Here is a 26,240-nt window from a genome sequence, read left to right on the forward strand (position 1 = left end):
CGTGGCGAACGCCTCGATGAGCAAAAGCCTCTCACATGATGATTCATTTTGGTCGCAATGTTATTTTGGCACCGCTTTATGGTTTATATAAAATCAACCTTTAGAAGAATTTAGGAGGATACATAGAGTTAAAATATGTTCGAATATAAAAGCGGAAATATGGTATCGATGTGACCTCGATTGTCCCAGATAATACTATGTAGAACTTTAACGAGGTGATAGATGTTGTTCGGTTGTTTTGTTGATGTCGAAGTATGTTTCATCATTTTCAATGATGTATCGCCAACTATGGAACATATTTATCACCCCATTCGCATCACTTTCGGTCAGGTTGCATGACTGGTCGCTTTAGGCGAGTGTCGTTGAAAAACCTCATCCGCTGGCAAAATTTAGGTTTTGATCAGCAATCCCTTGCTCAACCTGCAATCTATGTCATGGTACAGCCTTGGACATGAGGGGTAACAGAGATGATCAATCTTCAGTCAGCTCGCAGTGACACCAACCACGACCAGCGTTTGCTCGATTGCCGCGCCGACGTCGAACCAGCACTCCACCAGATTATCAGAGAAGCGCAGAAGAACGGCTGGGCGGCGGCCGAGGTAGCGATGGCGATTGCCGATGCCGCCGACGATTACATTCTTCTGCTGGCAAACCGCAAAACCACCGCGCACTGATCGTCTTTTTCCTTCGCTCATCCGACGTCTTCGCTCGTGCTCCCGCGCCATTATGCGAGATCACGGCGCGAAGACGCGGCCGGGCTGGTTGACGGTGCCGACGAAGCAGCTTAAAGCCTTCGAAACCTGATTTGGTGACACCCAAGGTGCGCGCATTTTGCCGCCGGGCCATCAGATTTGGTGCGCTGGATGGGTGGCCGAGTGGTTTAAGGCAACGGTCTTGAAAACCGTCGTGCGGGGAACCGTACCGTGGGTTCGAATCCCACCCCATCCGCCATTTTCGCTTTTGTCCGACCCGGAAGCGTGGGTAAACTCCGTACCGAATACATAGGTGACAACCTCGTCCCTGCCTGCCGATCGCGTGCGCAGACCGGCTCTCGGGCGGGCTTGGTCTTGCACTGAGCATACCTTTCAGGTGGCCGTCAGGCTCATTCATCAAAGTCCCGCTCGCACTTTGATGAATGAGGTTTGTCGTCATGCGTTTCGCCGCCAGTCGGAAGAAGATCCTATTGAGAGCCGCCGCCTGCGTTTTGTTCGCAGGCGCCCTGTTCGGGGGCTATATCGGCTATCTGCAATTGAGCGGGAATTTTCATAGCGTCGTTCATGGAGAGTTTTACCGATCGGCGCAGCTCTCTCCAGCGCAGCTTGAGCGCCATGTCCGCGATCACGGCATCAAGACGATCATCAACCTGCGCGGCGAGAATGTGAACGCGCAGTGGTACAATGCCGAGGTCGAAACGGCGGCGCGGCTTGGTGTCCAGCACATCGATTTCGCAATGTCGTCCGGTACCGTCCTCACGCCCGAGCGGGCGGACCAGTTGGTCGCCATCATGAAGGCAGCGCCAAAGCCGATCCTCGTGCACTGCCAGAGTGGTGCAGATCGAACCGGCCTGGTGTCGGTCATCTATAGCCAGCAGATCGCGGGTGTCGGCGAAGATGTCGCTGAACGCCAACTGTCTGTGCGTTACGGCCATGTCGCCATACCGCATGTTTCGTCCGTCTACGCGATGGATGTCAGCTGGGATCGGCTGGAAACGCATTATGGCCTCAAGGGCTAAGGGCAGAATTCAATCAGGATAGGGGGCAAGCTGCATTTTGTTTCCGAATAGGAGGAGAGATGCAGGAAGTGCTCATCACTTTCAAAACCTCTCCGACGCCTGCAGGCGCACGGCGCGGCGCCCGTTGATCGCATATAGCCTGGAAGCATTCAGGCTTGTGTCAGAAAAGAAAGGCATTCCGTCACGCATTGGCGGGATAAGGCCATCGCTTTGACGGTGTCCCGCGCCAGCTATTGCGGAGACATCGAATTGAACGACAGTAATGATCGAGCCGGACCACGCTTTTTTCGTCCGGAAATTGGAAGCATCACGCTCAGCCTGCTGACGACCGCTTATCTTCTGGCCGTCACCAACCAAACCTTCTGGTCCAAGGCCTTCGGCTATTTCGCCGCCGATCGCTTCGGCTTCTCGATCTTCGTGATCGGCATCGCGGCGGCGAGCCTCGGCGTAGTCACCTTCTTCTCCGCGAAATACATCACCAAGCCGTTCCTGATCTTCTTCGTGATCGTGGCGTCCGCCGCGTCGTGGTTTACCGATTCGTTCGGCGTCATTGTTGACAAGGAGATGATCCGCAACGCTGCCGTGTCGACCGGTGCCGAAGCTGGGCATCTGATTACCGGCCGGTTTGCATGGCATATCTTTCTGACCGGTATCGTGCCGTCGCTGCTCATCCTTTGGGTCCGCATCCGGCACCGGCCGATCCTCGGGAAGCTGGCGCACAACACTGCCGTTATCCTTGCCTGCACGGCCGTTTTCGCGGCAATCGGCATTGGTGACTACCGGACCTTCGCGGGCGTCGGGCGCGCTCACAAGGATATTCTCGACACGCTCAACCCGTTTGTGCCGATCACCAGCGCCGTGCGCTTCGCAATTTCGTCGGGGCAGGACGCCAACATCGTCGCGCAGCCGCTTGGCGCGGATGCCCATCGTGTCAACACGACCGCAACCACCAAGCCGCGGGTCCTCATCATGGTCGCCGGCGAAACGGCCCGTGCCCAGGATTTTGCGCTCGGCGGCTATACGCGCGATACCAATCCCGAGTTGGCGAAGCAGAATGTCGTCTATTTCCCCAACGCGAGCAGCTGTGGAACCGCAACGGCGATCTCGATCCCATGCCTGTTTTCTGTATATCCGAGAACAGCCTACACGCATCGCAAGGGGCTGGAGACGGAGAATGTCCTCGACGTTCTCGGACATGCGAACGTTTCCGTTTCATGGCTCGACAACGACACCGGCAGCTACCATGTCACCGACCGGGTACCTTACGAATTCCTGCCGGATTCGGCCGATCCGAGATTCTGCAAGGAGGGCGAATGCCTCGATGCGATCCTCCTGGACAAGATCGACGGCTGGCTAGACAAGGTAAAGGGCGATAGCGTGCTGGTGCTTCATCAGCTCGGCAGCCATGGCCCGGCATATTATGCGCGCTATCCCGAGGAGTTCCGCCGCTTCCAGCCGGATTGCCGCGCCAACGATTTCGGAAGCTGCTCGCCGGAAGAAATCCGCAATGCCTATGACAATACGGTCCTTTACACGGATCATATCGTGTCGACGGTTATCGATAAGCTGAAAAAGCGGTCCGATAGCGTTGCGGGCTCCGTGGTCTACGTCTCCGACCATGGTGAATCGCTGGGCGAGAATGGGCTCTATCTGCACGGTACGCCCTATGTCGTTGCGCCGATCCAGCAGACCCACGTGCCATTTCTGGTATGGCTCTCCGACGATCTCCAGGCGTCGGCGGGCTTCGACATGGCGTGCCTGGCGAGCAACGCCAACAAGACGACCTCGCACGACAATATCTTCCATAGCCTGCTCGGCCTGATGGATGTTTCGACCAAGGTGTATGACCCCGCGCTGGATGTGTTTTCCAGTTGCCGGAAGGGGGATTCCCATGTCGCCAGCGTGAGCTCCGCGGTCGGCGTCAACTGAAATCAGATCGTTTTTGCTGACCGGGGCTGAAAGGCCCCGGTCGCATGTTGGGCGCGACCTTGGCCGCGCGTCCGCGTCTTCTTCACCGCCGAGCCGCCGATGTCGCAATAATGTCATTTCCGCTTCAGGTTGTTGTCAGCAGCCCGCGCGATAGAGCAACTCTCTTCGATTTTACTTAGGAGATACTCTTGCGCGCACTGAAGCGAGTTCGGATCGCCCGCCCTGTAAAGATTTTCGGCGGACTGATACTTTTGACGGGCCTGACACTCGCCGGCTATGTCGGTTATCTCCAGTTTACCGGGAATTTTCATACTGTCGTGGCCGGGCAGTTCTACCGTTCGGCGCAGCCGTCTCCGTCTCAGCTGGAGCGTTATATCCGCGAGCACGGCATCAAGACCGTGATCAATTTGCGCGGCGATAGCGGACACGCGAAATGGTGGGCGGAAGAGGTGGCCGTGTCGGAGCGACTGGGCGTCGAACATATCGATTTCGGTATGTCGGCATCCAGAATTCTTACCACCGAAAAGGCGGAGCGCCTCGTCGCCATCATGCGCGACGCTCCAAAGCCGATCCTGGTCCACTGCCTTTCCGGTGCCGACAGAACCGGCTTGGCCTCCGTGCTCTATAGCCAGCAGATCGCCAATGTGAAGGAAGATGTTGCCGAGCGCCAGCTGTCCTTCGCGTTCGGGCATGTGGGCATTCCCAAGCTGTCTTCGGCCTATGCCATGGATCAGAGCTGGACGAACCTCGAGAAGCACTACGGGCTCGACAAGGTGCCGGCTCCAATTCCGGCCCCAGTGCGCGACGCCCAGGCGGAAAGCACCCAGATCACCGGTGGCGCTGGCTAGGCGGAAGGCGCGCGGTCATGAATGTGTTGTTGGTCGAAGATAACGCGATCCTCGGAGATGCCGTTTGCGACCATGTTTCGGCGAACGGCTATTCGGTGGAATGGTGCCTGACGCTTGCCGACGCGACCCGCGCCGTCGATAGCGGCGAATACGGCCTGGTTCTGCTCGATTTGCGCCTTCCCGATGGCAGCGGACTGTCGTTGCTGCGCCGCTTGCGTGGCCGTGCCAACAATGTTCCCATCATCATTCTTACCGCGCATGATCAGGTCTCCGATCAGGTCGAGGGCTTTACTTGCGGTGCGACGGACTATCTGGTGAAGCCCTTCGGCCTGTCTGATCTTGATCTGCGCATTCAGTCCGTTACCCGCAGCCACCCTATGGCCGAGCGACGTCCGGCTTGATTCTGATCGAATTCTTGGGGCGCCGAGCCTTGAGCCGAGGGCGTTCGCGCGACACGCATCTTCTCCATCACGCCGCCAATTGAATAGGCATGGCCACGCTCCCTTGGTGTCCAGTGGCGCTGCGGCGATTTGTGCTCACCGATCGACCTGAACAGCAAGGCCCACGCAAGCAACCAGGCACAAAAGTGAACTCGAATATTTGCCAACCGGTGATGTCGCGGTGAGTCACGCCGCGGTCGATCAAGCCGGTTCATATGGAGTTGATGCCCGTGAAAACTGCCGCCGCCCAGATCCACGAACTTGAAGACCTGCACGCAATAGCTGGCAAGGCGGCGATCGTTCGCACGGTCTATGAGGGCAAGGACATCTCGCCTTATTGGGATGCGCTGATGGCGCGGGTATCCGCCGATGTCTCCGACGCGGGCGCCTTCATGGATCTCGCGATTATCCTGCAAACGCTAGGCAAGAGCCACGAAGCCGCCATCACCCAGAAGGGCGCGCTGGAGATGAGCCGCAAATACCATATTCGCAACGGCAGCGGGTCGGGCCTTCGCGTCCTTGTGATCGCCACCCGCGGCGACTTCATGACCAATACGCCGATCGAGTTCCTGCTGGAGAGCTCGAATGCGAACATCCTTCTCCACTACGTCGATGAGCTGACGGCTGATCTGAACGATATGCCGGAGCATGACGTGGCCTTCGTCGCCGTCGGCGAGTCGCCCGAAAATCTGGCCGTGCTGGAAAACCTCGAGCATCTGCTTGCAAGCTGGATCGGCCCGATCGTAAACAATGCCCCGCGCCGGGTCATCGATTTGTCGCGCGAAGGCGTGGCCGAAGCCTTCCGCAACGAGCCCACGATTCTCGCTCCGATGACGACACGGATCGCCCGCCAGACACTCGTCGATCTGGCAGCGGGCCTGCTCTCGATCAACTTGATCGACGGACTGACATCCTTCCCGATCATCCTTCGCCCGATCGGCACCCACGCCGGTCACGGAATGGAAAAGATCGGCTCTGCCGATGAGATTGCCGCTTATCTCACCAGCCGCCCTGAAGCCGAGTTCTACATTGCTCCCTTCATCGACTACAGCGACGAGGACGGCAAGTTTCGCAAGCAGCGCATCGCGGTCATCGATGGCAAACCTTATGCAAGCCACCTGGCGATCTCCGATCACTGGATGGTGCACTACCTCAGCGCCGGCATGGCCGAACATGCCGAGCGGCGGCTGGAGGAGGCGTCGTGGATGGCGGATTTCCAGACCGATTTCGCCGTACGGCATGCCGATGCCTTTGCAGCACTGCACTGCCGCCTGGGCCTCGATTATTTCGCCATCGATTGCGCCGAGCTGTCGGACGGTCGCCTGCTGCTGTTTGAAGCAGACGTTGCAATGATCGTCCATTCGATGGATTCCGAGACCGTCTTTCCCTACAAGAAACAGGCAATGGCAACGCTGTTTGCGGCGTTCGAAGATGCGCTGGCTAGCCGCGCGCGGGAGGGCAAACCTCTACGAGGCCAGCAGGCGCACGGCTCCAATCCGGCAGGCGTCGTGTCGCTTGTGGACGCGCTGTGATCGCAGCGTCGAGGGCCACCACATCCGGAGACGACATATTCGCTGCCAGGACGATGGCCGAACTTGTTCCTGATTACCGGCACAAGCTGGGCGCGGCCAGTATCGACCACACGCTGTCGCTTCTGTTCGCGGCCGGCGGCGACAGCCGTATCTGGCCGGATGCAGCAACAGGCCGCAATCGTTACGGAACCCGCACCACTGCGGCCAAGGACGAAATTGCCTTCGCGTCCACAACCGCGAGCAACGTCTCGCCGCAGGGCGTCACCGCTGCCGGCCACCAGCTGAAGCGGCTGTTCGGCGTCGATGGCGCAACCGCTGTCGCCGTCGACGAATGGTTCGCCGAAATCCGTGGCCGTATCGGCAGCAACATCGGATGCGACGAGAGCGGCATCGTGCTTGCCGCATCCGGAACCGACGTTGAACTTCTCGCGCTCGGCCTGATGCTTTCGCTGTCGCCACGCCCGATCACCAACATCCTGATCGCGCCTGAGGAGACCGGAAGCGGCGTACCGCGCGCTGCCGCCGGCCGCCATTTCTCGGATGTCACGGCGCTGGGACACGCCGTGGGCGCGGGCGAGATGCTCGCCGGTATTGCCGCCGATCGCATCGAAGTTCAGGCGGTGGCGATCCGCAACGCGACGGGCCAAGCGCGGAATCCCGACGATGTCGACGCTGACGTCATATCGCTTGCCGAGGACGCGCTGAAACGCGACAGGGATGTTCTCGTCCATGTTCTTGATACGTCGAAGACAGGCCTGACCGGCGTCTCGCGACAGGCTGCCCGCTACATTTCGGTACGCGCGCCCGGACGTGTTCGCATTCTCGTCGATGCCTGCCAGTTTCGCTGCAGTGCCGCCGCGCTGGCCCGGGATATCTCCGACGGCTTTCTCGTCGCCGTTACCGGCTCGAAGTTCCTTGCCGGACCGCCTTTCGCGGGCGCGCTTGCTGTACCGCCGGCGCTTGTCGAGGAACTTGCCACGAAACAGGCACTTGCGCCGGGGCTTTCCGAATACACGGCTCTCCATGATTGGCCGGCGCTTCTGCGCGGCGGTCATGATCAGCAATTCGGATCACACTTCAATCTCGGGCTGGGCCTCAGGTGGACAGCCGCGCTTGAGCAGTTGGAGCCCTTGGCCGCAATCGACACCGCCGTTCAGCGTCGCATCAAGCAGGCCTTCGCCGACCTTGTGCGCGCCCGCGCTGAGCATATGGATGGCATATTGATCCATCCCGACGACGAGGGCGATCATATCGTCGATCGCGCCATCTTCCCTTTGACCATCATGGCCGAAGACAATCGCTTCGCATCGCTTGCGCAGGCGCAAAGGCTCCATCTGGCGCTTCGCGAGAACGACATTGGACCGGTCTGCCATATCGGGCAGGCAGTCAATCTGGGCGCTCGCACGATCCTCAGGGTCGCGGCTTCGGCGATCGATATCAACGCCGTGTCGGACAGACTGGCCAGCGGCGACAGCATGGAGAAGGCAATGCGGCCGATCGCCGGCGATCTCGACACCGTGTTCGAGAAATGGGCGGCCGTCTCAAGAGCTGATCGAGGGCTCTGATGTCACGGATTGCGAAGACGGACGCGCCGGCGGGCTCGGATCTGGAGAAGCCAACGAGCCTCGACCCCACGGACTGGCAGGCGTTTCGCGAAGCAGCCCACCGCATGCTCGACGACACCATCGATCATATCGCCAATGTCAGGCAAAAGCCGGTATGGCAGCCGATGCCATCAGACACGCGTGCCAGGTTCGCTCGCGCGCTGCCGGACGACCCCCGCGTGCTTGACGATGTGCTCGATGATATCCGCACGCATATCTTCCCCCACGCCACCGGCAACCTGCATCCACTGTTCATGGGCTGGGTGCATGGGGCCGGTACACCCGTCGGCATGGTGGCGGAGATGGTCGCGGCCGGCTTGAACATGAATTGCGGCGGCCGCGATCATGTTGGCATCGAGGTTGAAAAGCAGATCGCCCTATGGATGGCGCAAGTGCTTGGCTATCCTTCATCGGCAAGCGGCCTTTTCGTCACCGGTTCGTCGATGGCCAATTTCCTGGCACTGACTATCGCCCGCACCGAGGCGCTGAGCCAAAGCGTGCGGCGGGACGGCTTGCGCAAGGCCGACCGACAGTTGGTCGCCTACACATCCTCGCAAGCGCATGTCTGCATCGCGCAGGCCATGGAGCTGTCCGGCATCGGCTCGGCGAACCTGAGGACTATCGCGGTCGATGACGCAGGCCGCATGAGCGTCGAGGCGCTGGCGGTAGCGATCGCGAAAGACCGCGCGCAGGGCTTGCTCCCGTTTCTCGTGGTCGGCACGGCAGGCACGGTGAACACAGGTGCGATCGATCCTCTTCTGGAGATATCCAAGCTCGCCGAAGCGGAAAACATCTGGTTCCACGTCGACGGAGCCATCGGCGCGCTTGCCATGCTGTCGCCCGAAATGCGTCAGCTGTTTTCGGGCATCGAGCGGTCAGCCTCGATCGCGCTCGATTTCCACAAATGGGGCCACGTGCCCTATGATGCCGGCTTCCTGCTGGTTCGCGACAGTGATGCGCACAAGCGCGCATTCGCCCAGCCCGCCGCATATTTGCAACGCTCGGGCAGGGGGCTTGCTGCCGGCGAGACATGGCCTTGCGACCTCGGTCCCGATCTGTCGAGAGGATTCCGGGCGCTGAAGACCTGGATGACGATCGAGACGCTGGGCACCGAGCGGATGGGCAATGCCATCGCGCGCACCTGCGAACTCGCCCGCTATCTCGCCGCAAGTCTGGCGCGCGATCCGCGCTTCGAGGTAAAGGCCCCGGTTGGCCTCAACATCGTCTGCTTCGGCATTCGCGGTGCCGACGACGGCTTCATTCGCGACCTCGTGCTTGATCTTCATGAGCAGGGATTGGCCGTGCCCTCCTGGACAACGCTGCAGGGCGAACTGGTCGTACGCTGCGCGATCGTCAATCACCGCACGACCAGCGAGGATATCGACGTCTTTCTCAAGATCCTGACGGATTACCTCGACCGGTATCCGCGAGCCTGACACGCGGCGTCGAAAGCGTTGCCATTCAGGCGCTGTTGTCTTCCAGACACTACGCAGCAAATGAATCAGACGAGCGGTGCTACTGAAATAGCCCTGTTACAAACGGCGGCGAATATCCTGGCCATCGCAACCCGGGGATCATTCATGCGCCGCGCATTCCGCCTCTCCACATACGCACTCGTTACCGCTGCCTGTCTGTACGCTCCGGCAAAGGCCGAGGATCTGCAGTTCTCCGTCTATGGTGGCTACCAGACGGCACCGCACAGCGGCGTGGATGTTTCCGACGGCACGCATTTCAATGCCGGCTGGGAAGGCAAGTCCTTCGGCTCGCCGCCCTATTACGGCGCGCGCGTCACCTGGTGGCTTGAGAACCTCAATCACCCCAACCTCGGCCTCTCGATCGATTACACCCACGATAAGGTCTATGCTGACGAGAAGACGCTGGCGACATCCGGCTGGTCGCACTTCGAATTCACCGACGGCCTGAACCTTCTGACGGCCAACGCGCTCTATCGCTTTCCGATCGAGGGCCAGCGCTGGACGCCCTATGTCGGCGCCGGCGTCGGCGTCAACATTCCACACGTGGAAGTAACGCGCCCGCAGGGCACGACCTTCGATTACGAGTTCGGCGGTGTGACGCTCCAGGCCCAGGCCGGTGTGGATTTCCGCATCACCGACCGCTGGTCAACCTTCGTCGAGTACAAGGGAACCTATTCCCGTGTGAACGTGCCGATCGATAGCGGTGACCGTCTGAAGACCAACATCATCACGAACGCCGTTAACCTTGGTGTCTCGTTTCACTTCTGACAGCGCATGATAGCTGCCCAAGACCGCCATGCATGTACCGGATCGCTTCATTAATTTAGTGATCCATTAACCATATTCATTAGAATTGTCTCTATCTCGGCGAAAGCTTTCGCAAATTCGCCGCGAAGGTCGCATGATTAAAGTCTCGTTAGGTTGATGGCGGTACGGCTTATTTTGCCTGAATAGGCGGACTTTGAGCCAAAACGGTCTTGAGCGGCGTGGGACATATGAGACGAGACTTCGGGGCGGCGGCACTTGCGACACCAATGCGGTGGGTAGGGTTGTCGCTTATCTGTGCGACAGTGACCGCTTGCGGAACGGCACCCACGGCGACGGCCAAGCGCACGCACGGCAAGGAATATTTTGCCGAGTCGGAATATGGCGTCAAGGCAAGTCCGCGCGTGGCAACCGGCAACAATATTCCGAAGGGCGGCGGTCGCTACATCGTCGGCAATCCCTATGTCGTCAAGGGTAAGACCTACTTCCCGAAAGAGGACTTCTCCTACAACAAGGTCGGCATCGCCTCCTGGTACGGCTCTGCCTTTCATGGTCGCCTGACGGCCAATGGCGAAGTCTACGACCAGATGCATATTTCCGCCGCGCATCCGACATTTCCGCTGCCGAGCTATGCGCGCGTGACCAACGTCGAAAACGGCTCGTCCATCATCGTGCGCGTCAACGACCGCGGCCCCTATCATGAAGGTCGCATCATCGACCTGTCGAATAAGACGGCCGATCTGCTTGATCTCCAGCACAGCGGCACCGGCAATGTGCGCGTGCAGTATGTGGGTAAGGCGCGCATGGACGGCCACGATATGCCGTATCTGATGGCCTCCTACGTTCCCAAGGGTAGCCGCATCCCCGGTGTCTATCCGGGCGAGGGCCAGATCGCCACCGGCGTCATGGTTGCCTCCAACAGCAAGCGCATCACGCGCGACGAGATCCAGAGCTTCGGCGGCTTTACGCCGCCTGCGGCCGATAGCGTACCGGTTCCGCGCTCCGCGACCTCCTACGCCGGATCGACGCCGAGCGCGCCTTACAACGCTGCTCCGATCCCTACGCCGCTACGCGCCCCGTCCTTCGACAATGCCGCGCCGGCTTCGTTCGGCGAGATGGTCGTGTTGCCTGAGATCGGTCCCTATCCTTATGAGCGTCCCTACGGCTGGCAGCAGGGGTCTATGGCCATGGGCTACCAGGAAGAGGGCGTAAAGACCGTGACGGTCGATCTCGCCTTCGACGCGGTCATGGTTCGCAATGACGGCTTGACCGAAGACAGCATCCTGGCATCATTCAAGCGTCAGAAGGCAGCGAAGGCTGCGCTGAAGTAAGTGTTTCCGAGGCCCTTCGGGGCCGGATCGATGAGGGTTTCGATGCTGAAACATATGCTTCGTCTCTGTGTCTGCCTGTTGCCGCTGGCCCAGGTCGTTTCGACCGATGCCATGGCAGCACCCGCCGACACCAACCAGTCGTTCGTCACGAAGGCGGCGCAAGCCTATATGGTCGAGGCGTCGACCGGAACGGTGCTGCTTGCCAAGAACGAACATCAGACCTTCTCGCCGGCCTCGCTTGCCAAGCTGATGACGGTCGAGCTCGTCTTCGACGCGCTCACAAGCAAGCAGATCACGCTCGATACCCAATATACCGTCTCCGAATTTGCCTGGCGCACCGGCGGCGCGCCGTCCCGCACCGCGACCATGTTCGCGGCGCTGAAATCCAACGTACGGGTCGAGGATCTGGTGCGCGGCATCGCCATCCAGGGTGCCAACGACAGCTGCATCATTCTCGCCGAAGGCATGAGCGGCGGCGAACCCGCTTTCGCCGAAAGCATGACGCGACGCGCAAAGACGCTCGGCATGCAGCACTCGCTCTTCGCCAACTCCACCGGACTTCCCGACGGCAAGAGCAAGACCACGGCCTATGACATGGTGGCACTGGCGGAGCGGCTGCAAGAGGGTTACCCGGCCTATTATCCCTACTTCGCCCAGCCGGATTTCGAGTGGAACAAGATTTTCCAGCGTAACCGCAACCCGCTGCTCGGCTTCGGTCTCGGTGTCGACGGCCTGGCAACAGGCTTTGCCGAAGGCGAGGGCTATTCGATCGTGGCGTCGGCCGAGCGCAACGGCCGTCGCCTGTTCATGACGCTCGGCGGTATCGGATCCGACAAGGAGCGTACCGAGGAAGCCAAGCGCGTGCTCGAATGGGGCCTCAGTGCCTTCGAAATCCGCCAGCTCTTCGCGGAAAACGAGGTCATCGGCACCGCGAGCGTCTATGGCGGCGCATCGCGCAGCGTCGAGCTCGTCGCGAAGAACCCGATCAGCGTCTACATCCCGGTCAACAATCCCGACCGCCTGGCTGCCCGCATCGTCTACCACTGGCCGCTCCCGGCGCCGGTCGAAGCGGACCGCGAAGTCGGCACGCTGCGGCTTTTCGCCGGCAGCAGACTGCTGCGCGAGGTGCCGCTCTATACGAAGGCCGCGGTCGAGGAGGGCACTCTCAGCAGCCGCGCCGTCGATGCCGTTCTGGAGCTCGGCGAAACGCTGCTGTTTTCCTGGCTCTGGGATAAGCCGGCCGAGCCCACATGATCGCCATAGTCGCGCTTCACCTTGTGACAAAGCCGAGAGATCGACGCGAAGCGGTTCCGCTCGCCGTCATCTTCGGCTAGATGTACGGACGAGGTGCCGCTGGCGCCGATTGAGTGCAGGCCAAGATCGCAGGAACATATTGTTGTCATCCGCTACCGGATTGTTCGTTACGTTTGAGGGCGGTGAGGGTGCTGGTAAGTCCACCCAGATCCGTCGGCTGGCCGATGCCTTGCGCGCCAAGGGCCATGAGGTCGTGGTCACGCGCGAGCCGGGCGGTTCGCCGGGTGCGGAGGCCGTGCGCCATGTGCTGCTCTCGGGTGCTGCCGAATCCTTTGGAACGCGCATGGAAGCGATTCTCTTCGCCGCCGCCCGCAACGATCACGTCGAAGAAATCATCCGTCCGGCCCTTGGCCAGGGCAAGGTCGTGCTCTGCGATCGCTTCATGGATTCCTCACGCGTCTATCAGGGCGTGACGGGCAATCTGGAGCCCGATTTCATCGAAACGCTGCAACGCGTCGCGATCAACGGCGTCGTTCCCGATTGCACGCTGATGCTCGACCTGCCGGCAAAGGCCGGCCTTGAACGGGCCAAGCGCCGGGGTGCCGCCGGCGACGTCGCGCCCGATCGCTTCGAAAAGGAAGAGATCGAAACACACGAGAAGCGCCGCGAAGCCTTCCTCGACATAGCCTCGCGCGAGCCCGAGCGCTGCCACGTCGTCAACGCCATGCAGACCGAGGAGGCGATTGCCGCCGAAATCGTCTCGATCGTCGGCCAGTTGCTGGCGCCTGCGGACGCGCCCAAGGTCGCCGAGCCAGCGATGAGTGCGACCGATGAGTGACGAGCACCCAAGCCTTCTCGACGGCGCGATCTGGCCGCCCGAAAACACCAAGCTCTTCGGTCATGAAGACGCCGAGGCCTTCCTCGCGCAATCCTACCGCTCCGGCAAGGGCCACCATGCCCTGCTGATGGAAGGACCGTCGGGGATCGGCAAGGCGACGCTTGCCTTCCGTTTCGCCAATCACGTCCTGTTGCACCCGGATCCCGAGAGCGCCCCTGACGTCCTCGCCGATCCCGATCCGAATTCCTCCGTCAGCCGCCAGATCAACTCGGGCGCCTCGCACAACCTGCTGCATCTCGCCCGCCCGGTGGACGAGAAGACCGGCAAGGTGAAATCGGCGATCACCGTCGACGAGGTGCGCCGCGCCGGCCGCTTCTTCTCGCAGACATCGGGCACCGGCAACTGGCGCATCGTCATCATCGATCCCGCCGACGACATGAACCGAAGTGCTGCCAACGCCATCCTGAAGATCCTCGAGGAGCCGCCGAAGCGCGCGCTGTTCCTGTTGATCTCGCATGCGCCTGGCAAACTCCTGCCCACCATCCGCTCCCGCTGCCTGCCGCTCAAGCTGTCGCCGCTCGGTGACAACGCGCTGCGCTCCGCTCTGGGACATCTCGGCGCGGACGCGGATGATCCGTCGCTGCTGGCATCCGCCAATGGTAGCGTTGGCGAAGCGCTGAAGCTGGTGAACTACGGCGGCGGCGAGATCATTTCGGCCTATAACGAGGTGCTGACCCTGCAGGGGCCATCGGCGCGCAAGGCGATGCACCGTCTCGCCGACGCACTATCAGGCAAGGAAAGCGACACGATCTTCGAGTTCTTTGCGGGCCATCTCGGCGACGATCTGATGGGCAAGGCGAAGGCTGCGGCGATGGCGGGGCAGGTGGCCCAGGCCGAGCGCCTGTCGCGCCTGCACAGCGATATCATCGAACGCCTCACAGTCTCCGACGCCTACAATCTCGACCGTAAGCAGACGATTCTGAGCATTCTCGGCGACATCAAGCAGCCCGGACCTTGATCCGGTACGTCCCTGATCAGGAAGTCAGAAGCTTGTAAGCGACGACGGCCAGTGTTGCAGCCAGCACTAGGCGGATGGTCCGCTCATGCAGCTTCGGCGCCAGCAGGCTGCCCGCGATGATCCCCGGGATCGAGCCGACCAGCAGCGCCGCAAGCATGATCCAGTCGATCTCGCCGATCATCCAGTATCCCATGCCGCCAATCAGCGTAAGCGGTACGGCGTGGACGATATCGGATCCGACGATCTCGCGCACATCGAGCCTGGGATAAAGCACCAGCAGGATGGTCACGCCGAGCGCGCCCGCGCCGACCGACGTCAACGTGACGAGAATACCGAGCGCCAGCCCGAGCACGACGGTGAGAATGCCAAGCGTTGCTGGCCGCAGGGTCCGTCGCTCGCCTGTGGAACGCTGCGCGAACGCCAGCACCTGTTTGCGAAACACCAGCATGAAGGCCGTCATGACGAGCAACCAGCCAAGCGCCGTCGTGATCGTATGCGCGACTTCTATGCTCTTGCGATCGACGCCCGAGAGCAGCCACAGCATGACAAGGGCGGCCGGCACGCTGCCGGCGGCAAGACAGCCGACGATCCGCCAGTTTATGCGCCCATGCATGCCGTGAACGGCGGTGCCGGCGCTCTTGGTGACGGCCGCGTAGAGCAGATCGGTCCCGACGGCGGTCGCCGGATGGACGCCGAATAGCAGAACAAGCAGAGGCGTCATCAACGAGCCACCACCGACACCGGTGATGCCGACAAGCGCTCCGACGAAGAAACCCGAGAGCGAATAAAGCGGATCGAAATGGGAGAACATCAAATCGCGGGCCCAAAGCCTGTATGAAACGGACCTAAGTGGAAGCGGTAGGCGCGGGGGACGGCTGATGTCACGTTTGCGGAACCCTGTTCGATGGTTCTCTTGGGTAGAATGTGGAAAAAAACGAGTCAAGCACGCGGCGGTCACGAAGATTGCACTGCTATGTTTTGGAGGCGTCGCTTTCCAAACTTACTGTTTCGCTTCGCCGCCACATGCGCTAAGGAGCGGCGTATAGATTTCAAAGAATAAGCCGCACGAGAATGGCCGCCATGACAGACAAGACACCCTTCTACATCACCACCGCGATTTCCTACCCGAACGGCAAGCCGCATATCGGCCATGCCTACGAGCTGATCGCGACGGATGCCATGGCGCGCTACCAGCGCCTCGACGGCAAGGACGTGTTCTTCCTGACCGGCACCGACGAGCACGGCCAGAAGATGCAGCAGACGGCGCGCGCCGAAGGCATCACCGCGCAGGAACTCGCCGACCGCAACTCCGGCGAGTTCCAGGCGATGGCCACGCTCCTCAACGCCTCGAACGACGACTTCATCCGCACCACGCAGGATCGTCACCACGAGACGTCGAAGAACATCTGGAACCTGATGGCCGACGCCGGCGACATCTACAAGGACAGCTATGCCGGCTGGTACTCGGTGCGCGACGAGGCCTATTACCAGGAAAACGAGACCGAGCTGCGCGCCGACGGCGTGCGCTACGGACCGCAGGGCACGCCCGTCGAATGGGTGGAAGAGGCGAGCTACTTCTTCAAGCTCTCCGAATACCAGGACAAGCTCCTGGCGCTCTACGAAGCTGAGCCCGATTTCATCGGCCCGGCCGAGCGCCGCAATGAGGTGATCTCCTTCGTCAAGTCGGGGCTCAAGGATCTTTCGATCTCGCGCACGACCTTCGACTGGGGCATCAAGGTGCCGAATGATCCGGAACACGTCATGTACGTCTGGGTCGACGCGCTGACCAACTATCTCACTGCCACCGGCTACCTTGAGGACAAGAACGGCCCGCGCGCCAAGTATTGGCCGGCCGACGTCCACATCATCGGCAAGGACATCATCCGCTTCCACGCCGTCTACTGGCCTGCCTTCCTGATGTCGGCCAAGCTGCCGCTGCCCAAGCGCGTCTTCGCGCATGGCTTCGTGCTGGCCAAGGGCGGCGAGAAGATGTCGAAGTCGCTCGGCAACGTGCTCGATCCGTTCGAGCTGATCGAGCATTTCGGCCTCGATGCGATCCGCTACTTCCTGATGCGCGAGATCTCCTTCGGCCATGACGGCAACTGCAGCGAAGAGGCGATCGGCACCCGCATCAACGCCGACCTCGCCAACGGCATCGGCAATCTCGCCAGCCGCTCGCTGTCGATGATCGTCAAGAACTGCGACGGCAAGATCCCGGTCTGCGGTCCGCTGACCGACGAGGACAAGGCGATGCTGGCAGCCGCCGACGCGCTGCTCGCCTCGACGCGCGAGGACATGGAAAAGCAGCTCATCCATCGCGCGCTGACGTCGATCATCGCTGTCGTGTCCGAAACCGACCGCTATTTCGCCGGCCAGCAGCCCTGGGCGCTGAAAAAGACCGATCCTGCCCGCATGGAGACCGTGCTTTACGTCACGGCCGAAGTCGTGCGCCAGATCGCCATCCTGCTGCAGCCCTTCGTTCCGGGCTCCGCTGAAAAGATGCTCGATCTCGTGGGTGCTGCCGCAGACAAGCGCGACTTCACGGCTCTCGGTGAAGCCGGTCGCCTGGTTTCGGGCACGCCGCTGGAAGCCCCGACGCCGGTCTTCCCGCGCTACGTCGCGCCGCAGGCGTGAGGCGAAGATGCTGATCGATACCCATTGCCACCTGGATTTCGCCGACTTCGAGGAGGAGCGCGACGAGATCGTCAAGCGCGCTCACGACAGTGGCGTCAAGCAGATGGTGACGATCTCCACGCGTGTCCGCAAGCTGGACGGTCTGCTCGCGATTACCGAAAAGTATCCGTCCGTCTTCTGCTCCGTCGGCACGCATCCCAACAGTGCCGACGAGGAGCTGGATATCCAGGCCGAAGACCTGATCCGCCTGGCGAATGCGCATGAGAAGGTCGTTGCGATCGGCGAGGCGGGTCTCGATTACTTCTACGACACGCAAAAGCCCGAGGACCAGAAGACCGGTTTTCTGCGCCACATCGAGGCCGCCCGCGAAACGAAGCTGCCGCTGGTCATCCACAGCCGCAGCGCCGACGAGGACATGGCCGCGATCCTGACCGAAGAGACGGGCAAGGGCGCCTTCCCTTTCATCCTGCACTGCTTCTCGGCGGGTGCCGATCTGGCCCGCGTTGGCGTCGAGCTCGGCGGCTACATCTCATTTTCCGGCATCCTGACCTTCCCGAAGTCGCAGGAGCTGCGCGACATCGCTGCCACCATTCCGCACGATCGCCTGCTGGTCGAGACCGACGCGCCATATCTCGCGCCGAAGCGCTGGCGCGGCAAGCGCAACGAGCCGTCCTATGTCGTCAACACGGCCGAGGTCCTGGCCGAGACGCTTGGGCTGAGCTACGCCGAGATGGCCGCGATCACGACGGACAATGCTTTCCGCTGCTTCTCCAAGATGCCGAGGATCTGACACGGTGGGCTACAGGCGGCGGTTCACCATTCTCGGCTGCTCGTCGTCACCAGGCGTTCCGCGCATCACCGGCGACTGGGGCGCCTGCAATCCCGACAATCCGAAGAACAGGCGCACCCGCGCCTCGTTCATGATTCAGCAATATGACGCCAACGGCGGCGTCACAACCGTGGTCATCGACACCGGACCGGATTTTCGCGAGCAGATGATCGCGGCCAAGGTCGGGCATATCGACGCCGTGATGTACACGCATCCGCACGCCGATCATATCCACGGACTGGATGACCTGCGCGGCTACTATTTCGGCGCGCAGCAGCGCGTGCCGATCTATGCCGACGAAGCGACCATGGACCGCATCCGCCAGGGCTTCGGCTATTGCCTGGAAACGCCACCCGGCAGCAACTATCCGCCGATCGTCGAGGCAAGGGTGATCCGCGATCTCGACAAGCCTGTTCATATCACCGGCGCGGGCGGCGCGATCTCACTGCGCCCGCACGTGCAGCAGCATGGCGACATCACCTCGCTCGGCTTCCGCATCGGCGATGTCGCTTATTGCAGCGATATCAGTGACTTCCCGCCGGAAACCGTGCCGAAGCTGCAAGGCCTCGATGTCCTGATCATCGATGCGCTGCAATACCGCTACCATCCGAGCCATTTGTCGCTGGAGCAATCGCTGGAATGGATCGGCCGTCTGCAGCCGAAACGCGCGATCCTCACCCACATGCACACGCCGCTTGACTACGACACCGTCATGGCCGAGACCCCTGAGCATGTCGTCCCGGCCTACGACCAGATGAGCTTCGAGGTCGAGCTGGAAAGCCTGGAGCGCGGGGCCTAAGCCCGCGCGCTCCGATGGGCGACATCATCGCGCGCCGCCGGCCTTCTGCTGCGATCCCGCCTCGACATAGCTGCGCCAGCCGCCATAGCCGGTGATATCGGCCGCGCCGGAGATCGCCGCTGCCTCGACCAGAAACCCTTTCACTTCGGTTCCATCCGATAGCGAAATGCTGCCGATCCCGAGCGGCGAGGGGATGGCGGCCACGAAGCGGCCGAAGGCATCCGGCGTCAACCGCCACACCTCTACATCGATCGCGCCTCCGGTGCCGGTTTCGACACGGATCAGCCCCGGCTTGGCGGGCACCTGACCGGCAAGCGCATAAAGGCGGTAGCTATCCGTCGTCCGCGCCTCGCGCACGAAGCTTGCATTGAGTTCGCGAAGCTGGCCGTTGAGCGGCATCCCCGAGAGATGCGCCCCGACCACAACGATATCGATCCCGGGTTCAATCTCTGCATCCTGCTGTCCGGCACTCGGCAACGACCAACCGGTCGCACCCAGCGTGAGGCCAGAGGCCCGATGGATGTCGCGGGCAAGCGACGCCGTCAACCCATCCCGGCCGAAGGGCGCGAGCAGGGTGACACTCGCCGGCAGGCCGTCCGAGCGTTTGCCGGTGGGAAAGGCGATGCCGCACATATCCAGCAGGTTGACGAAGTTGGTGTAGGTCCCCAGCCGCGAATTCTCGCGGATCGGCTCGGCGGCGAGATCGGCAAGCGTGTAGTGGCTCGGAGCCGTCGGCAGGCAGAAGAGATCGACCGACGCGATGACGGGCGCGAGCTTCCGCTTCATCGCCTGCAGCGTATAGAACCCGTTGAAGGCATCCGCCGCCGTCAGCGTCTTCGCCGCGCCGTAGATCTTGCGCGTCACCGGGTGGAAGCTTGCTTCACTCGTATCGAAGAAATCCTTCACCGCCGCATAACGCTCCGCAACCCAGGCGCCCTCGTAAAGCAGGTTGGCAACATCGTAGAAATCGACGAACGGCACTTCGACGATCCGATGACCAAGACCTCGAAGCATGTCGAGCGCATCCTCGTAGGAGGCCTCCATGACAGCGTCGCCAAAGAAACGCAGATCCGCCTTCGCGGGCACGCCGATCGAAAGCATCGGCGGCAACCGTCCGTAACCCGTCGCCGGCACCGCGCGCGAATAGGCGTCATCGCCATCCTCCCGGGCGGCGACGCTGAAGACGCGCCAGGCGTCATCGACGGAAAGTGCGAAGATCGACACGCAGTCCAGCGTCCGGCAGGCTGGAATGACGCCCGTGGTCGACAGCGCACCGACGCTCGGTTTCAGCCCGACGATATTGTTGAGCCCGGCCGGAATGCGGCCGGAGCCGGCGGTATCAGTCCCAAGCGCGAAGCTGACGATCCCCTGCGCCGTCGCCACCGCTGAGCCGGAACTCGATCCGCCCGGTACCAGCGTCGGATCGATCGCATTGCGCGGGATCGGATAGGGCGAACGAACGCCGACAAGGCCGGTCGCGAACTGGTCGAGATTGGTCTTGCCGATCACAAGCGCCCCGGCCTCCCTCAAGAGCCGCACGACCGTCGCATCCTCAATCGCACCATAGGCATAATCGGGGCAGGCTGCCGTCGTCGGCATGCCGGCCACGTCGATATTGTCCTTCACGGCGAAGGGAATGCCCCAAAGCGGCTTTGCCACTGGATCAAACGTACCAAGCGCGGCGGCCTCGGCCAGCAGCGACTGGCGATCGGCGAGATGAATGAAGATGCCGGGATCATCGACGGCGGCGATCCGCGCGAAAACCTGATCGATGATTTCGGCCACCGTGCCACCGCCAGCATAGAGGGCGTGCAGCGAAGCGATATCGAAGGCGGGTGTGCTCATGCCGCAGTCTCCTCGAGGATTTTCACCGGCCGGTCCCACTGTATCAGCACCACACAGCCCGTGTCGCTCCAGACCGAATGCTCGGTGCCGATAGCATTGACCACATAGCTCCCTACGCCATAGTCGCCTGACTCGTCCGACTGGACGCCGTCAAGCACCAGGATCGTCTCCAGACCCTCATGCCGGTGTCGGGGCACGGAAGCGCCGGCCTCGTATTTCAACAGTGCCACGCCCGGCTGGTCGCCCTCGAAAGGCTTGATCCAGTGAATGGTCACGCCATCGCGAAACGGTCCGAAGGCTAGGTCCTTCCACCCACCCGATGTCAGCAGTTCGCGCGTTGTCTCAGGCATGGCTGATCGTCTCCAATATGTCATCGATATCGGCCGTCCACCCGACGATCGCCCCTTGGGCGCGGATCATCGCGATGGCGGCTTCCTTGAATTCCGGAAAATAGCTTTCCGTCGCCTGCTCGCAGAGCAGGCATTCGTAACCTCGGTCGTTGGCCTCGCGCATCGTCGTCTGTACGCAGACCTCGGTCGTCACGCCCGCAAATACCAGCTGCGTGATGCCTTTTTCCTTCAGCACATCGCCGAGTTCGGTCGCATAGAAGGCCCCTTTGCCCGGCTTCTCGATGACAACCTCGCCTTCGATGGGTGCCAGTTCCGGCAGGATCGCCGTACCCGGCTCGCCGGCGATCAGGATCCGCCCCATCGGCCCCTCGTCGCCGATCCGGAGGCTCGGCTTGCCCCGGTTGCGCTTGGCGATGGGCAGATCCGAGAGGTCAGGCCGGTGGCACTCCATCGTGTGAATGACCGGCAGCCCGGCATCGCGAAAGCCCTGGATCAGCCGCTTGACGTCAGGGACGATCCTGGTGATGCGCCCGACATCGTTGCCGAGACTGGCGCCGAAGCCGCCGGGTTCGGCGAAATCGCGCTGCATGTCGATGACGACAAGCGCAATCTCCTGTCTTCTGAAAGGAAAATCAAACGGTTGTGCCTTGATCTCAGCCATCAGTGATGCCCCGCCATATGCGCGCCGATGACGGAGATATCGGCGGCGAGCGCCGGCGTCTCGTAGACGAGCTTGCCCTCGGAGATCACCATGATCCGGTCGGACATCTCCAGCAGTTCGTCGAGATCCTCGGACAACAGCAGCACGGCCGCACCGGAATTCCGCGCCCGCATGATGCGTGCCCGGATCTCCGCTACCGCAGAGAAATCGAGCCCAAAGCAAGGGTTGGACACGATCAGCAGATCGACCTCGCCGGTGAGCTCGCGCGCCAGCACCGCCCGCTGCACATTGCCGCCGGAGAGTGCCGCGATCGGCGAGGAAGACGATGCGGTCTTCACCTTGAAATCGGCGATCAGGTCGGTGGCGCGTTTGCGCATCTTTCCCTTGCTGAGCCAGATCGCATCCTTGCCATCGGCCTTGAGGTCGAAGGTGCGGAAGGCGAGGTTTTCGCTGACGGTCATCTTCGGTGCGCAGGCGTTCTGCAGCGGCTCCTCGGGGATGAAGCGCACATTGTTGCGCCGCGTTTCCGGCCGCGTCGCGCCATAGGCGTCGCCGTTGACCTCAACCGTGCCCGCATCGGTCGGCCGCTGGCCGGCGAGGATTTCCGTCAGCTCCTTCTGGCCGTTCCCCGAAATACCGGCAATGCCGACGATCTCGCCGGATCGCACCGTCAGGTTGTCGATCTCGATCGTCTTCAGCCCGGACCGATCCGGCGCCTTCACCTTCTCGACCTTGAGAACCGGCTTTGCGGCCGACGACACCGGCACGCGCGTGTCGAGTTTCGCAAGCTTCACGTCACCGATCATCATCGCCGCCATGTCTGATGTCGAGAGTTCACCGACCTTGCCTGACCCCACCAGCTTGCCGCGCCGGAGGATCGAGACAGCATCCGCGAACTTGGTGACCTCGTGGAACTTGTGCGAGATCATCAGCACGGTCAGTTCGCCGCGCTCCGTCATCCCGCGCACCAGCCCGAGCATCTCGTCGGCCTCGGCAGGCGTCAGCACGGAGGTCGGCTCGTCGAGTACCAGGAAGGAGCGGCCGAGATAGAGCTGCTTGACGATCTCCAGCTTCTGCTTCTCGCCGGCCGCGAGCTCGCTCACCGGCCTGTCGAGCGGGATCTTGAACGGCATCCGTTCCATGAAGGCGGCAAGGTCCTTGCGCTCCTTGGCCCAGTTGATGATCGCGGGCACTGCCGCACGGCTGATGACGAGGTTCTCGGCGCCTGTCAGCGACGGCACCAGCGTGAAATGCTGGTAGACCATGCCAAGCCCATAGGTCGCCGCATCCTTCGGCGAGGCGACCGCCACCTCGCGGCCATCCACCGAGAGCGAGCCCGAGGTCTGGTGGTAGAAACCCATGATGCATTTCACCAGCGTCGACTTGCCGGCGCCGTTTTCGCCGAGCAGCGCGTGAAAGCTGCCGGCCGGGATATCCACCGAGACATGGTCGAGCGCCGTGAAGCTGCCGAAGCGCATGGTCATGTCGAGGGTCTCGATGCCGACGGCCTTGCCGGCCTGTGGAAGAGGCGTGTCGCGGACTATGCTCACTTCAGGTCTCCTTTTCGACGATGATTGCCACGGGACCGCCACCGGGCGGCCCCTGATGCTCGGCGCCACCCGAGACGTAGAGATCGGTCATCCCGAACACGCCTGAAAGCACGCCGCCGACGAAGGCGCGGGCATGGCGCGTGCCGGATATGTCGGAATCGCCGAGCATGGTGTGCCTGTTGCCGCGCACCTCGCCGCTTGGGTCAGGCTCCGCCTTGGCGAGCACCGCCGCAAGCTTGCCCGCAGGCAGCCGCGCATGGGCCGCCTTGACCGACTGCACGTCGATTGCGTCCTGCATGACAGCATGGTCAATCTGGAACGCACCGGACCATCTGGAGCTCATCCCGAGCACGACGATCTCGTGATCCAGCAACTCGACGCCTGCGGATGCCGAAGCACAGCGCGAATAGAGCTCGTGGCGCGTACCGATATCGCCGTCGGTGATCTCGTCCGCATCGATCTCGCCGAGCGCCACCGCGACGCCCAGCGCCGACGCGCCGCGCGAAAGCCCCATCGATTTCAGCGTGTCGCGCGTGGTGACGGTCTTGCCTGACGCTTCCACCTTGGCGATCCGCTGCGTCGTGAGCAGCGGGCACTTGATCTGCACGAAATGCACATCCGCCAGATCCTCGATCCCGGCATCCCGGATCGCGGCCTTCACGGCATCGGCCACCATTAGTACCTGCGCCCGGCGCCCGAGATCATGCGAGGGCAGGGCAGGTGTCCGGGCCGCCCCGATCGCCAGCGCCCGCGTCGCCGGCGCATCGGTCTCCTCGCGGGCAAACACCGTCCAGTGCGGCGACAGCGCCCCTTCCGTGCCGCCGGACATGACGATCGACACGCCCTCGACACCGTGGCGGTGAAACAGCGCCTCGAAGCTCGATGTCGCATAGCCACGGGTGAAGTCGTTGACGCAGCCGTTGCCCTCGGTCTTCCCAAGGATGGCGACCACACTCTCCGGCTTCAGGCCGGCAGCGAACAGCGCCTCGACGCCGGAGACATCATCCGGCCCGTCGGCCGGGACGCGAAAGACCTGGGCACGCATCGATGGCATCAGACGAGCGCCTCGATCAGAGCCTTGGAATCGGAAACCGAGCCGAACACGCCGCCCTGCATCTTCACCATGTGAATGGCGGCGAGGTGGTTGTTGTAGTCGGTGGCGCCACAGCAATCCTCCAGCAACAGGCATTCGAAACCACGATCATTGGCCTCGCGCATGGTGGTGGAGACGCAGACGTCGGTGGTGATGCCGGTAAGAATGATATTCTCGATGCGCTTCTGGTTGAGGATCAGTTCCAGATCCGTGGCGCAGAACGAGCCCTTGCCCGGCTTGTCGATGATCACTTCGCCCTCGAGAGGATAGAGTTCGGGAATGATGTCCCAGCCCGGTTCGCCGCGCACCAGGATGCGGCCGCAAGGCCCGGCATCGCCGATGCCGGCGCCGATCCGCCGCGAGCGCCAGCGCTTGTTGGCCGGCAGGTCGGCGAGGTCGGGCCGGTGGCCTTCGCGGGTGTGGATGATGTGGTAACCCTTGGCGCGCATAGCCGTCAGTACCGCCTTGATCGGCTCGATCGGCGCCTGCACCAGAGCGAGGTCGTAGCCCATGTGATCGACATAGCCGCCCTTGCCGCAGAAGTCGGTCTGCATGTCGATGATGATGAGCGCCGTGTTGTCGGGCCTCAACGCGCCGTTATAGGGCCAGGGGTAGGGATTGGCCTTGACGTAGTGCTCTTTTGCCTCGGTCATCATGTCCATCGTCCGTCTCCTCTATTCGCCCGCAAGCTTGAATGTTTCGCCATAGCGCCTCGCCGGCTTGTCGAAGCCGCAGGAGGTGCCGTCGGTGATCTTGATGTCCGCTTCCCAGGGCAGCTTGTATTGGCCCGCGATCAGGTCGTGCATGTAGCTGTAGGGCGCATCGCCCGCGCCGCCCGCGACAGCGACATAACCGCGATGGCCGAACTGGTAGATGTTGTTCTCCACGCCCCAGCCGAGCCGCGCCTCGCGCACCAGGTCGGGCCTGACTTCGGCGGTGATGATTTCGTTGACGCGTCCGGATGTGCCGTGGGCGATGATCGAGCCGTCGAAATTGCAGATCATGCCTTCGCCCATGCTGTCGAAGGTGCCGTCCGAGCCGCACATGCACACACTCGCCGTGACCATGAGGTTGCAGAAAGCGTTGGACTGGTTGGTGAATTTCCAGCTGTCGCGGATCGGCGCGGTATAGCCCGCCGTGCGGATCATGATCTCGGCGCCCTTGTAGGCGCACTCGCGCGCCATCTCGGGAAACATGCCGTCATGGCAGATGATCAGCGCCAGCTTGGCGCCCTTTGGGCCATCGATGACGGGAATGCCAAGATTGCCCGGCTCCCACGGCTCGACCGGCACCCAGGGATGCATCTTGCGGTAATAGAGTTTCAGTTCGCCCGTGTCGTCGATGACGATGCCGGAATTATAGGGCATGCCGCCAGGGTTGAATTCCATGATCGAGAAGCAGCCCCAGATCCGGTTGTCCAGGCACGCCTTCTTGAACGCGGCGACCTCGGGCCCATCCATCCGGCACATGATCTCGGGGTTGATATCCATCGAGAGGCCATGCAGCGCATATTCGGGGAACACGACGAGGTCCATGCCGGGCTGGTTACGCCGCGCCTTGGCCACAAGGTCGACGATCACCTGCGTCTGCCGCGCCAGATCTTCCCTGGTGACCGTCACGGGGAGTTGCAGCTGCACGAGGCCGATGCCGACGCCGTGTTCGGATTTGTTGAGGCCGCCGAGACCGTTCATGGCTAAATCCCTATTTCAAAAC

Annotated in this window: 24 protein-coding genes and 1 tRNA gene; 17 read left to right on the top strand and 8 right to left on the bottom strand. The window is 61.9% G+C overall.

The features are described 5' to 3' along the window. Window positions 1-467 precede the first annotated feature (467 nt). From ACVTFQ_RS07425 to ACVTFQ_RS07490, 14 genes are all read left to right on the top strand, one after another. On the top strand, window positions 468-674 hold the full coding sequence (locus ACVTFQ_RS07425; protein ID WP_018899881.1) for a hypothetical protein: 207 nt from the start codon (window positions 468-470) through the stop codon (window positions 672-674). Between the two features lie 187 nt (window positions 675-861). Further along, window positions 862-951: transfer RNA gene (locus ACVTFQ_RS07430), tRNA-Ser, on the top strand. A 199-nt stretch (window positions 952-1,150) separates the two neighbouring features. Next, the gene (locus tag ACVTFQ_RS07435) at window positions 1,151-1,732 is read left to right on the top strand and encodes a dual specificity protein phosphatase family protein (protein WP_081993033.1); all 582 of its coding nucleotides are present in this window, start codon (window positions 1,151-1,153) and stop codon (window positions 1,730-1,732) included. 249 nt (window positions 1,733-1,981) lie between these two features. Continuing rightward, the gene (locus tag ACVTFQ_RS07440) at window positions 1,982-3,661 is read left to right on the top strand and encodes a phosphoethanolamine transferase (RefSeq protein ID WP_470423743.1); all 1,680 of its coding nucleotides are present in this window, start codon (window positions 1,982-1,984) and stop codon (window positions 3,659-3,661) included. A 197-nt stretch (window positions 3,662-3,858) separates the two neighbouring features. After that, entirely contained in the window at window positions 3,859-4,509 is a 651-nt protein-coding gene (locus tag ACVTFQ_RS07445; RefSeq protein ID WP_470423971.1) for a tyrosine-protein phosphatase, read from the top strand. 17 nt (window positions 4,510-4,526) lie between these two features. Further along, a complete protein-coding gene (locus tag ACVTFQ_RS07450; RefSeq protein ID WP_111561491.1) occupies window positions 4,527-4,910 on the top strand; it encodes a response regulator in 384 nt (127 codons plus the stop codon). A 269-nt stretch (window positions 4,911-5,179) separates the two neighbouring features. Continuing rightward, entirely contained in the window at window positions 5,180-6,481 is a 1,302-nt protein-coding gene (locus tag ACVTFQ_RS07455) for an ATP-grasp domain-containing protein (RefSeq protein ID WP_181459200.1), read from the top strand. 53 nt (window positions 6,482-6,534) lie between these two features. Beyond that, window positions 6,535-8,046 (top strand): hypothetical protein, encoded by a 1,512-nt coding sequence (locus tag ACVTFQ_RS07460; protein ID WP_111561492.1) that lies wholly within the window; start codon window positions 6,535-6,537, stop codon window positions 8,044-8,046. Then, window positions 8,046-9,521: a pyridoxal phosphate-dependent decarboxylase family protein gene (locus ACVTFQ_RS07465; RefSeq protein WP_111561493.1), complete on the top strand. Its 1,476-nt coding sequence runs from the start codon at window positions 8,046-8,048 to the stop codon at window positions 9,519-9,521. The genes ACVTFQ_RS07460 and ACVTFQ_RS07465 overlap by 1 nt, the downstream gene beginning before the upstream one ends. Before the next feature lie 144 nt (window positions 9,522-9,665). Then, on the top strand, window positions 9,666-10,328 hold the full coding sequence (locus ACVTFQ_RS07470; protein ID WP_111561494.1) for an outer membrane protein: 663 nt from the start codon (window positions 9,666-9,668) through the stop codon (window positions 10,326-10,328). Window positions 10,329-10,555: 227 nt separating this feature from the next. Beyond that, the gene (locus ACVTFQ_RS07475) at window positions 10,556-11,656 is read left to right on the top strand and encodes a septal ring lytic transglycosylase RlpA family protein (RefSeq protein ID WP_111561495.1); all 1,101 of its coding nucleotides are present in this window, start codon (window positions 10,556-10,558) and stop codon (window positions 11,654-11,656) included. 42 nt (window positions 11,657-11,698) lie between these two features. Continuing rightward, window positions 11,699-12,910, top strand: a complete 1,212-nt coding sequence (locus ACVTFQ_RS07480; protein ID WP_111561496.1) for a D-alanyl-D-alanine carboxypeptidase family protein — start codon at window positions 11,699-11,701, stop codon at window positions 12,908-12,910. A 142-nt stretch (window positions 12,911-13,052) separates the two neighbouring features. Continuing rightward, complete coding sequence (gene tmk / locus ACVTFQ_RS07485; protein ID WP_111561497.1) at window positions 13,053-13,748, top strand: dTMP kinase; 696 nt, start codon at window positions 13,053-13,055, stop codon at window positions 13,746-13,748. Beyond that, entirely contained in the window at window positions 13,741-14,766 is a 1,026-nt protein-coding gene (locus ACVTFQ_RS07490) for a DNA polymerase III subunit delta' (RefSeq protein ID WP_111561498.1), read from the top strand. Before tmk ends, ACVTFQ_RS07490 begins: the two co-directional genes overlap by 8 nt. 16 nt (window positions 14,767-14,782) lie before the next feature. On the opposite strand, the gene ACVTFQ_RS07495 is transcribed toward ACVTFQ_RS07490, so the two are convergent. Next, on the bottom strand, window positions 14,783-15,577 hold the full coding sequence (locus ACVTFQ_RS07495; protein ID WP_111561499.1) for a sulfite exporter TauE/SafE family protein: 795 nt from the start codon (window positions 15,575-15,577) through the stop codon (window positions 14,783-14,785). A 269-nt stretch (window positions 15,578-15,846) separates the two neighbouring features. Between ACVTFQ_RS07495 and metG the strand changes: the two genes are divergently transcribed. Genes metG through ACVTFQ_RS07510 form a run of 3 tightly spaced genes read left to right on the top strand, consistent with a single transcriptional unit; the run spans window position 15,847 to window position 19,028 of the window. Continuing rightward, entirely contained in the window at window positions 15,847-17,400 is a 1,554-nt protein-coding gene (metG, locus tag ACVTFQ_RS07500; RefSeq protein ID WP_111561559.1) for a methionine--tRNA ligase, read from the top strand. A gap of 7 nt (window positions 17,401-17,407) precedes the next feature. Beyond that, the gene (locus ACVTFQ_RS07505; RefSeq protein ID WP_047510479.1) at window positions 17,408-18,190 is read left to right on the top strand and encodes a TatD family hydrolase; all 783 of its coding nucleotides are present in this window, start codon (window positions 17,408-17,410) and stop codon (window positions 18,188-18,190) included. A gap of 4 nt (window positions 18,191-18,194) precedes the next feature. Then, entirely contained in the window at window positions 18,195-19,028 is an 834-nt protein-coding gene (locus ACVTFQ_RS07510) for an MBL fold metallo-hydrolase (RefSeq protein ID WP_111561500.1), read from the top strand. 24 nt (window positions 19,029-19,052) lie between these two features. Here ACVTFQ_RS07510 and atzF read toward each other — a convergent pair whose 3' ends face one another. From atzF to ACVTFQ_RS07545, 7 genes are read right to left on the bottom strand one after another with little or no spacing between them, the layout of a single operon-like run. Next, complete coding sequence (gene atzF / locus ACVTFQ_RS07515) at window positions 19,053-20,873, bottom strand: allophanate hydrolase (protein WP_111561501.1); 1,821 nt, start codon at window positions 20,871-20,873, stop codon at window positions 19,053-19,055. Further along, the gene (locus ACVTFQ_RS07520; protein ID WP_111561502.1) at window positions 20,870-21,223 is read right to left on the bottom strand and encodes a cupin domain-containing protein; all 354 of its coding nucleotides are present in this window, start codon (window positions 21,221-21,223) and stop codon (window positions 20,870-20,872) included. The genes atzF and ACVTFQ_RS07520 overlap by 4 nt, the downstream gene beginning before the upstream one ends. After that, the gene (locus ACVTFQ_RS07525) at window positions 21,216-21,884 is read right to left on the bottom strand and encodes a cysteine hydrolase family protein (RefSeq protein WP_111561503.1); all 669 of its coding nucleotides are present in this window, start codon (window positions 21,882-21,884) and stop codon (window positions 21,216-21,218) included. The genes ACVTFQ_RS07520 and ACVTFQ_RS07525 overlap by 8 nt, the downstream gene beginning before the upstream one ends. After that, entirely contained in the window at window positions 21,884-23,434 is a 1,551-nt protein-coding gene (locus ACVTFQ_RS07530; protein WP_111561504.1) for an ABC transporter ATP-binding protein, read from the bottom strand. The genes ACVTFQ_RS07525 and ACVTFQ_RS07530 overlap by 1 nt, the downstream gene beginning before the upstream one ends. Window position 23,435: 1 nt before the next feature. After that, window positions 23,436-24,488 (bottom strand): cyanuric acid amidohydrolase, encoded by a 1,053-nt coding sequence (gene atzD, locus ACVTFQ_RS07535; RefSeq protein ID WP_111561505.1) that lies wholly within the window; start codon window positions 24,486-24,488, stop codon window positions 23,436-23,438. Further along, a complete protein-coding gene (gene biuH, locus ACVTFQ_RS07540) occupies window positions 24,488-25,189 on the bottom strand; it encodes a biuret amidohydrolase (protein WP_111561506.1) in 702 nt (233 codons plus the stop codon). Before biuH ends, atzD begins: the two co-directional genes overlap by 1 nt. 12 nt (window positions 25,190-25,201) lie before the next feature. Then, window positions 25,202-26,218 (bottom strand): formamidase, encoded by a 1,017-nt coding sequence (locus ACVTFQ_RS07545; protein WP_111561507.1) that lies wholly within the window; start codon window positions 26,216-26,218, stop codon window positions 25,202-25,204. Window positions 26,219-26,240 lie beyond the last annotated feature (22 nt).

The organism is Rhizobium sp. O111, assembly GCF_055616315.1.

Bases quoted from the DNA above. Each gene is read 5' to 3' on its own strand.
- ACVTFQ_RS07425 (WP_018899881.1), top strand. From the start codon at position 468: ATGATCAATCTTCAGTCAGCTCGCAGTGACACCAACCACGACCAGCGT.
- ACVTFQ_RS07435 (WP_081993033.1), top strand. From the start codon at position 1,151: ATGCGTTTCGCCGCCAGTCGGAAGAAGATCCTATTGAGAGCCGCCGCC.
- ACVTFQ_RS07450 (WP_111561491.1), top strand. From the start codon at position 4,527: ATGAATGTGTTGTTGGTCGAAGATAACGCGATCCTCGGAGATGCCGTT.
- ACVTFQ_RS07460 (WP_111561492.1), top strand. From the start codon at position 6,535: ATGGCCGAACTTGTTCCTGATTACCGGCACAAGCTGGGCGCGGCCAGT.
- ACVTFQ_RS07465 (WP_111561493.1), top strand. From the start codon at position 8,046: ATGTCACGGATTGCGAAGACGGACGCGCCGGCGGGCTCGGATCTGGAG.
- ACVTFQ_RS07470 (WP_111561494.1), top strand. From the start codon at position 9,666: ATGCGCCGCGCATTCCGCCTCTCCACATACGCACTCGTTACCGCTGCC.
- ACVTFQ_RS07475 (WP_111561495.1), top strand. From the start codon at position 10,556: ATGAGACGAGACTTCGGGGCGGCGGCACTTGCGACACCAATGCGGTGG.
- ACVTFQ_RS07480 (WP_111561496.1), top strand. From the start codon at position 11,699: ATGCTGAAACATATGCTTCGTCTCTGTGTCTGCCTGTTGCCGCTGGCC.
- ACVTFQ_RS07490 (WP_111561498.1), top strand. From the start codon at position 13,741: ATGAGTGACGAGCACCCAAGCCTTCTCGACGGCGCGATCTGGCCGCCC.
- ACVTFQ_RS07495 (WP_111561499.1), bottom strand. From the start codon at position 15,577: ATGTTCTCCCATTTCGATCCGCTTTATTCGCTCTCGGGTTTCTTCGTC.
- metG (WP_111561559.1), top strand. From the start codon at position 15,847: ATGACAGACAAGACACCCTTCTACATCACCACCGCGATTTCCTACCCG.
- ACVTFQ_RS07505 (WP_047510479.1), top strand. From the start codon at position 17,408: ATGCTGATCGATACCCATTGCCACCTGGATTTCGCCGACTTCGAGGAG.
- atzF (WP_111561501.1), bottom strand. From the start codon at position 20,873: ATGAGCACACCCGCCTTCGATATCGCTTCGCTGCACGCCCTCTATGCT.
- ACVTFQ_RS07520 (WP_111561502.1), bottom strand. From the start codon at position 21,223: ATGCCTGAGACAACGCGCGAACTGCTGACATCGGGTGGGTGGAAGGAC.
- ACVTFQ_RS07525 (WP_111561503.1), bottom strand. From the start codon at position 21,884: ATGGCTGAGATCAAGGCACAACCGTTTGATTTTCCTTTCAGAAGACAG.
- atzD (WP_111561505.1), bottom strand. From the start codon at position 24,488: ATGCCATCGATGCGTGCCCAGGTCTTTCGCGTCCCGGCCGACGGGCCG.
- biuH (WP_111561506.1), bottom strand. From the start codon at position 25,189: ATGGACATGATGACCGAGGCAAAAGAGCACTACGTCAAGGCCAATCCC.
- ACVTFQ_RS07545 (WP_111561507.1), bottom strand. From the start codon at position 26,218: ATGAACGGTCTCGGCGGCCTCAACAAATCCGAACACGGCGTCGGCATC.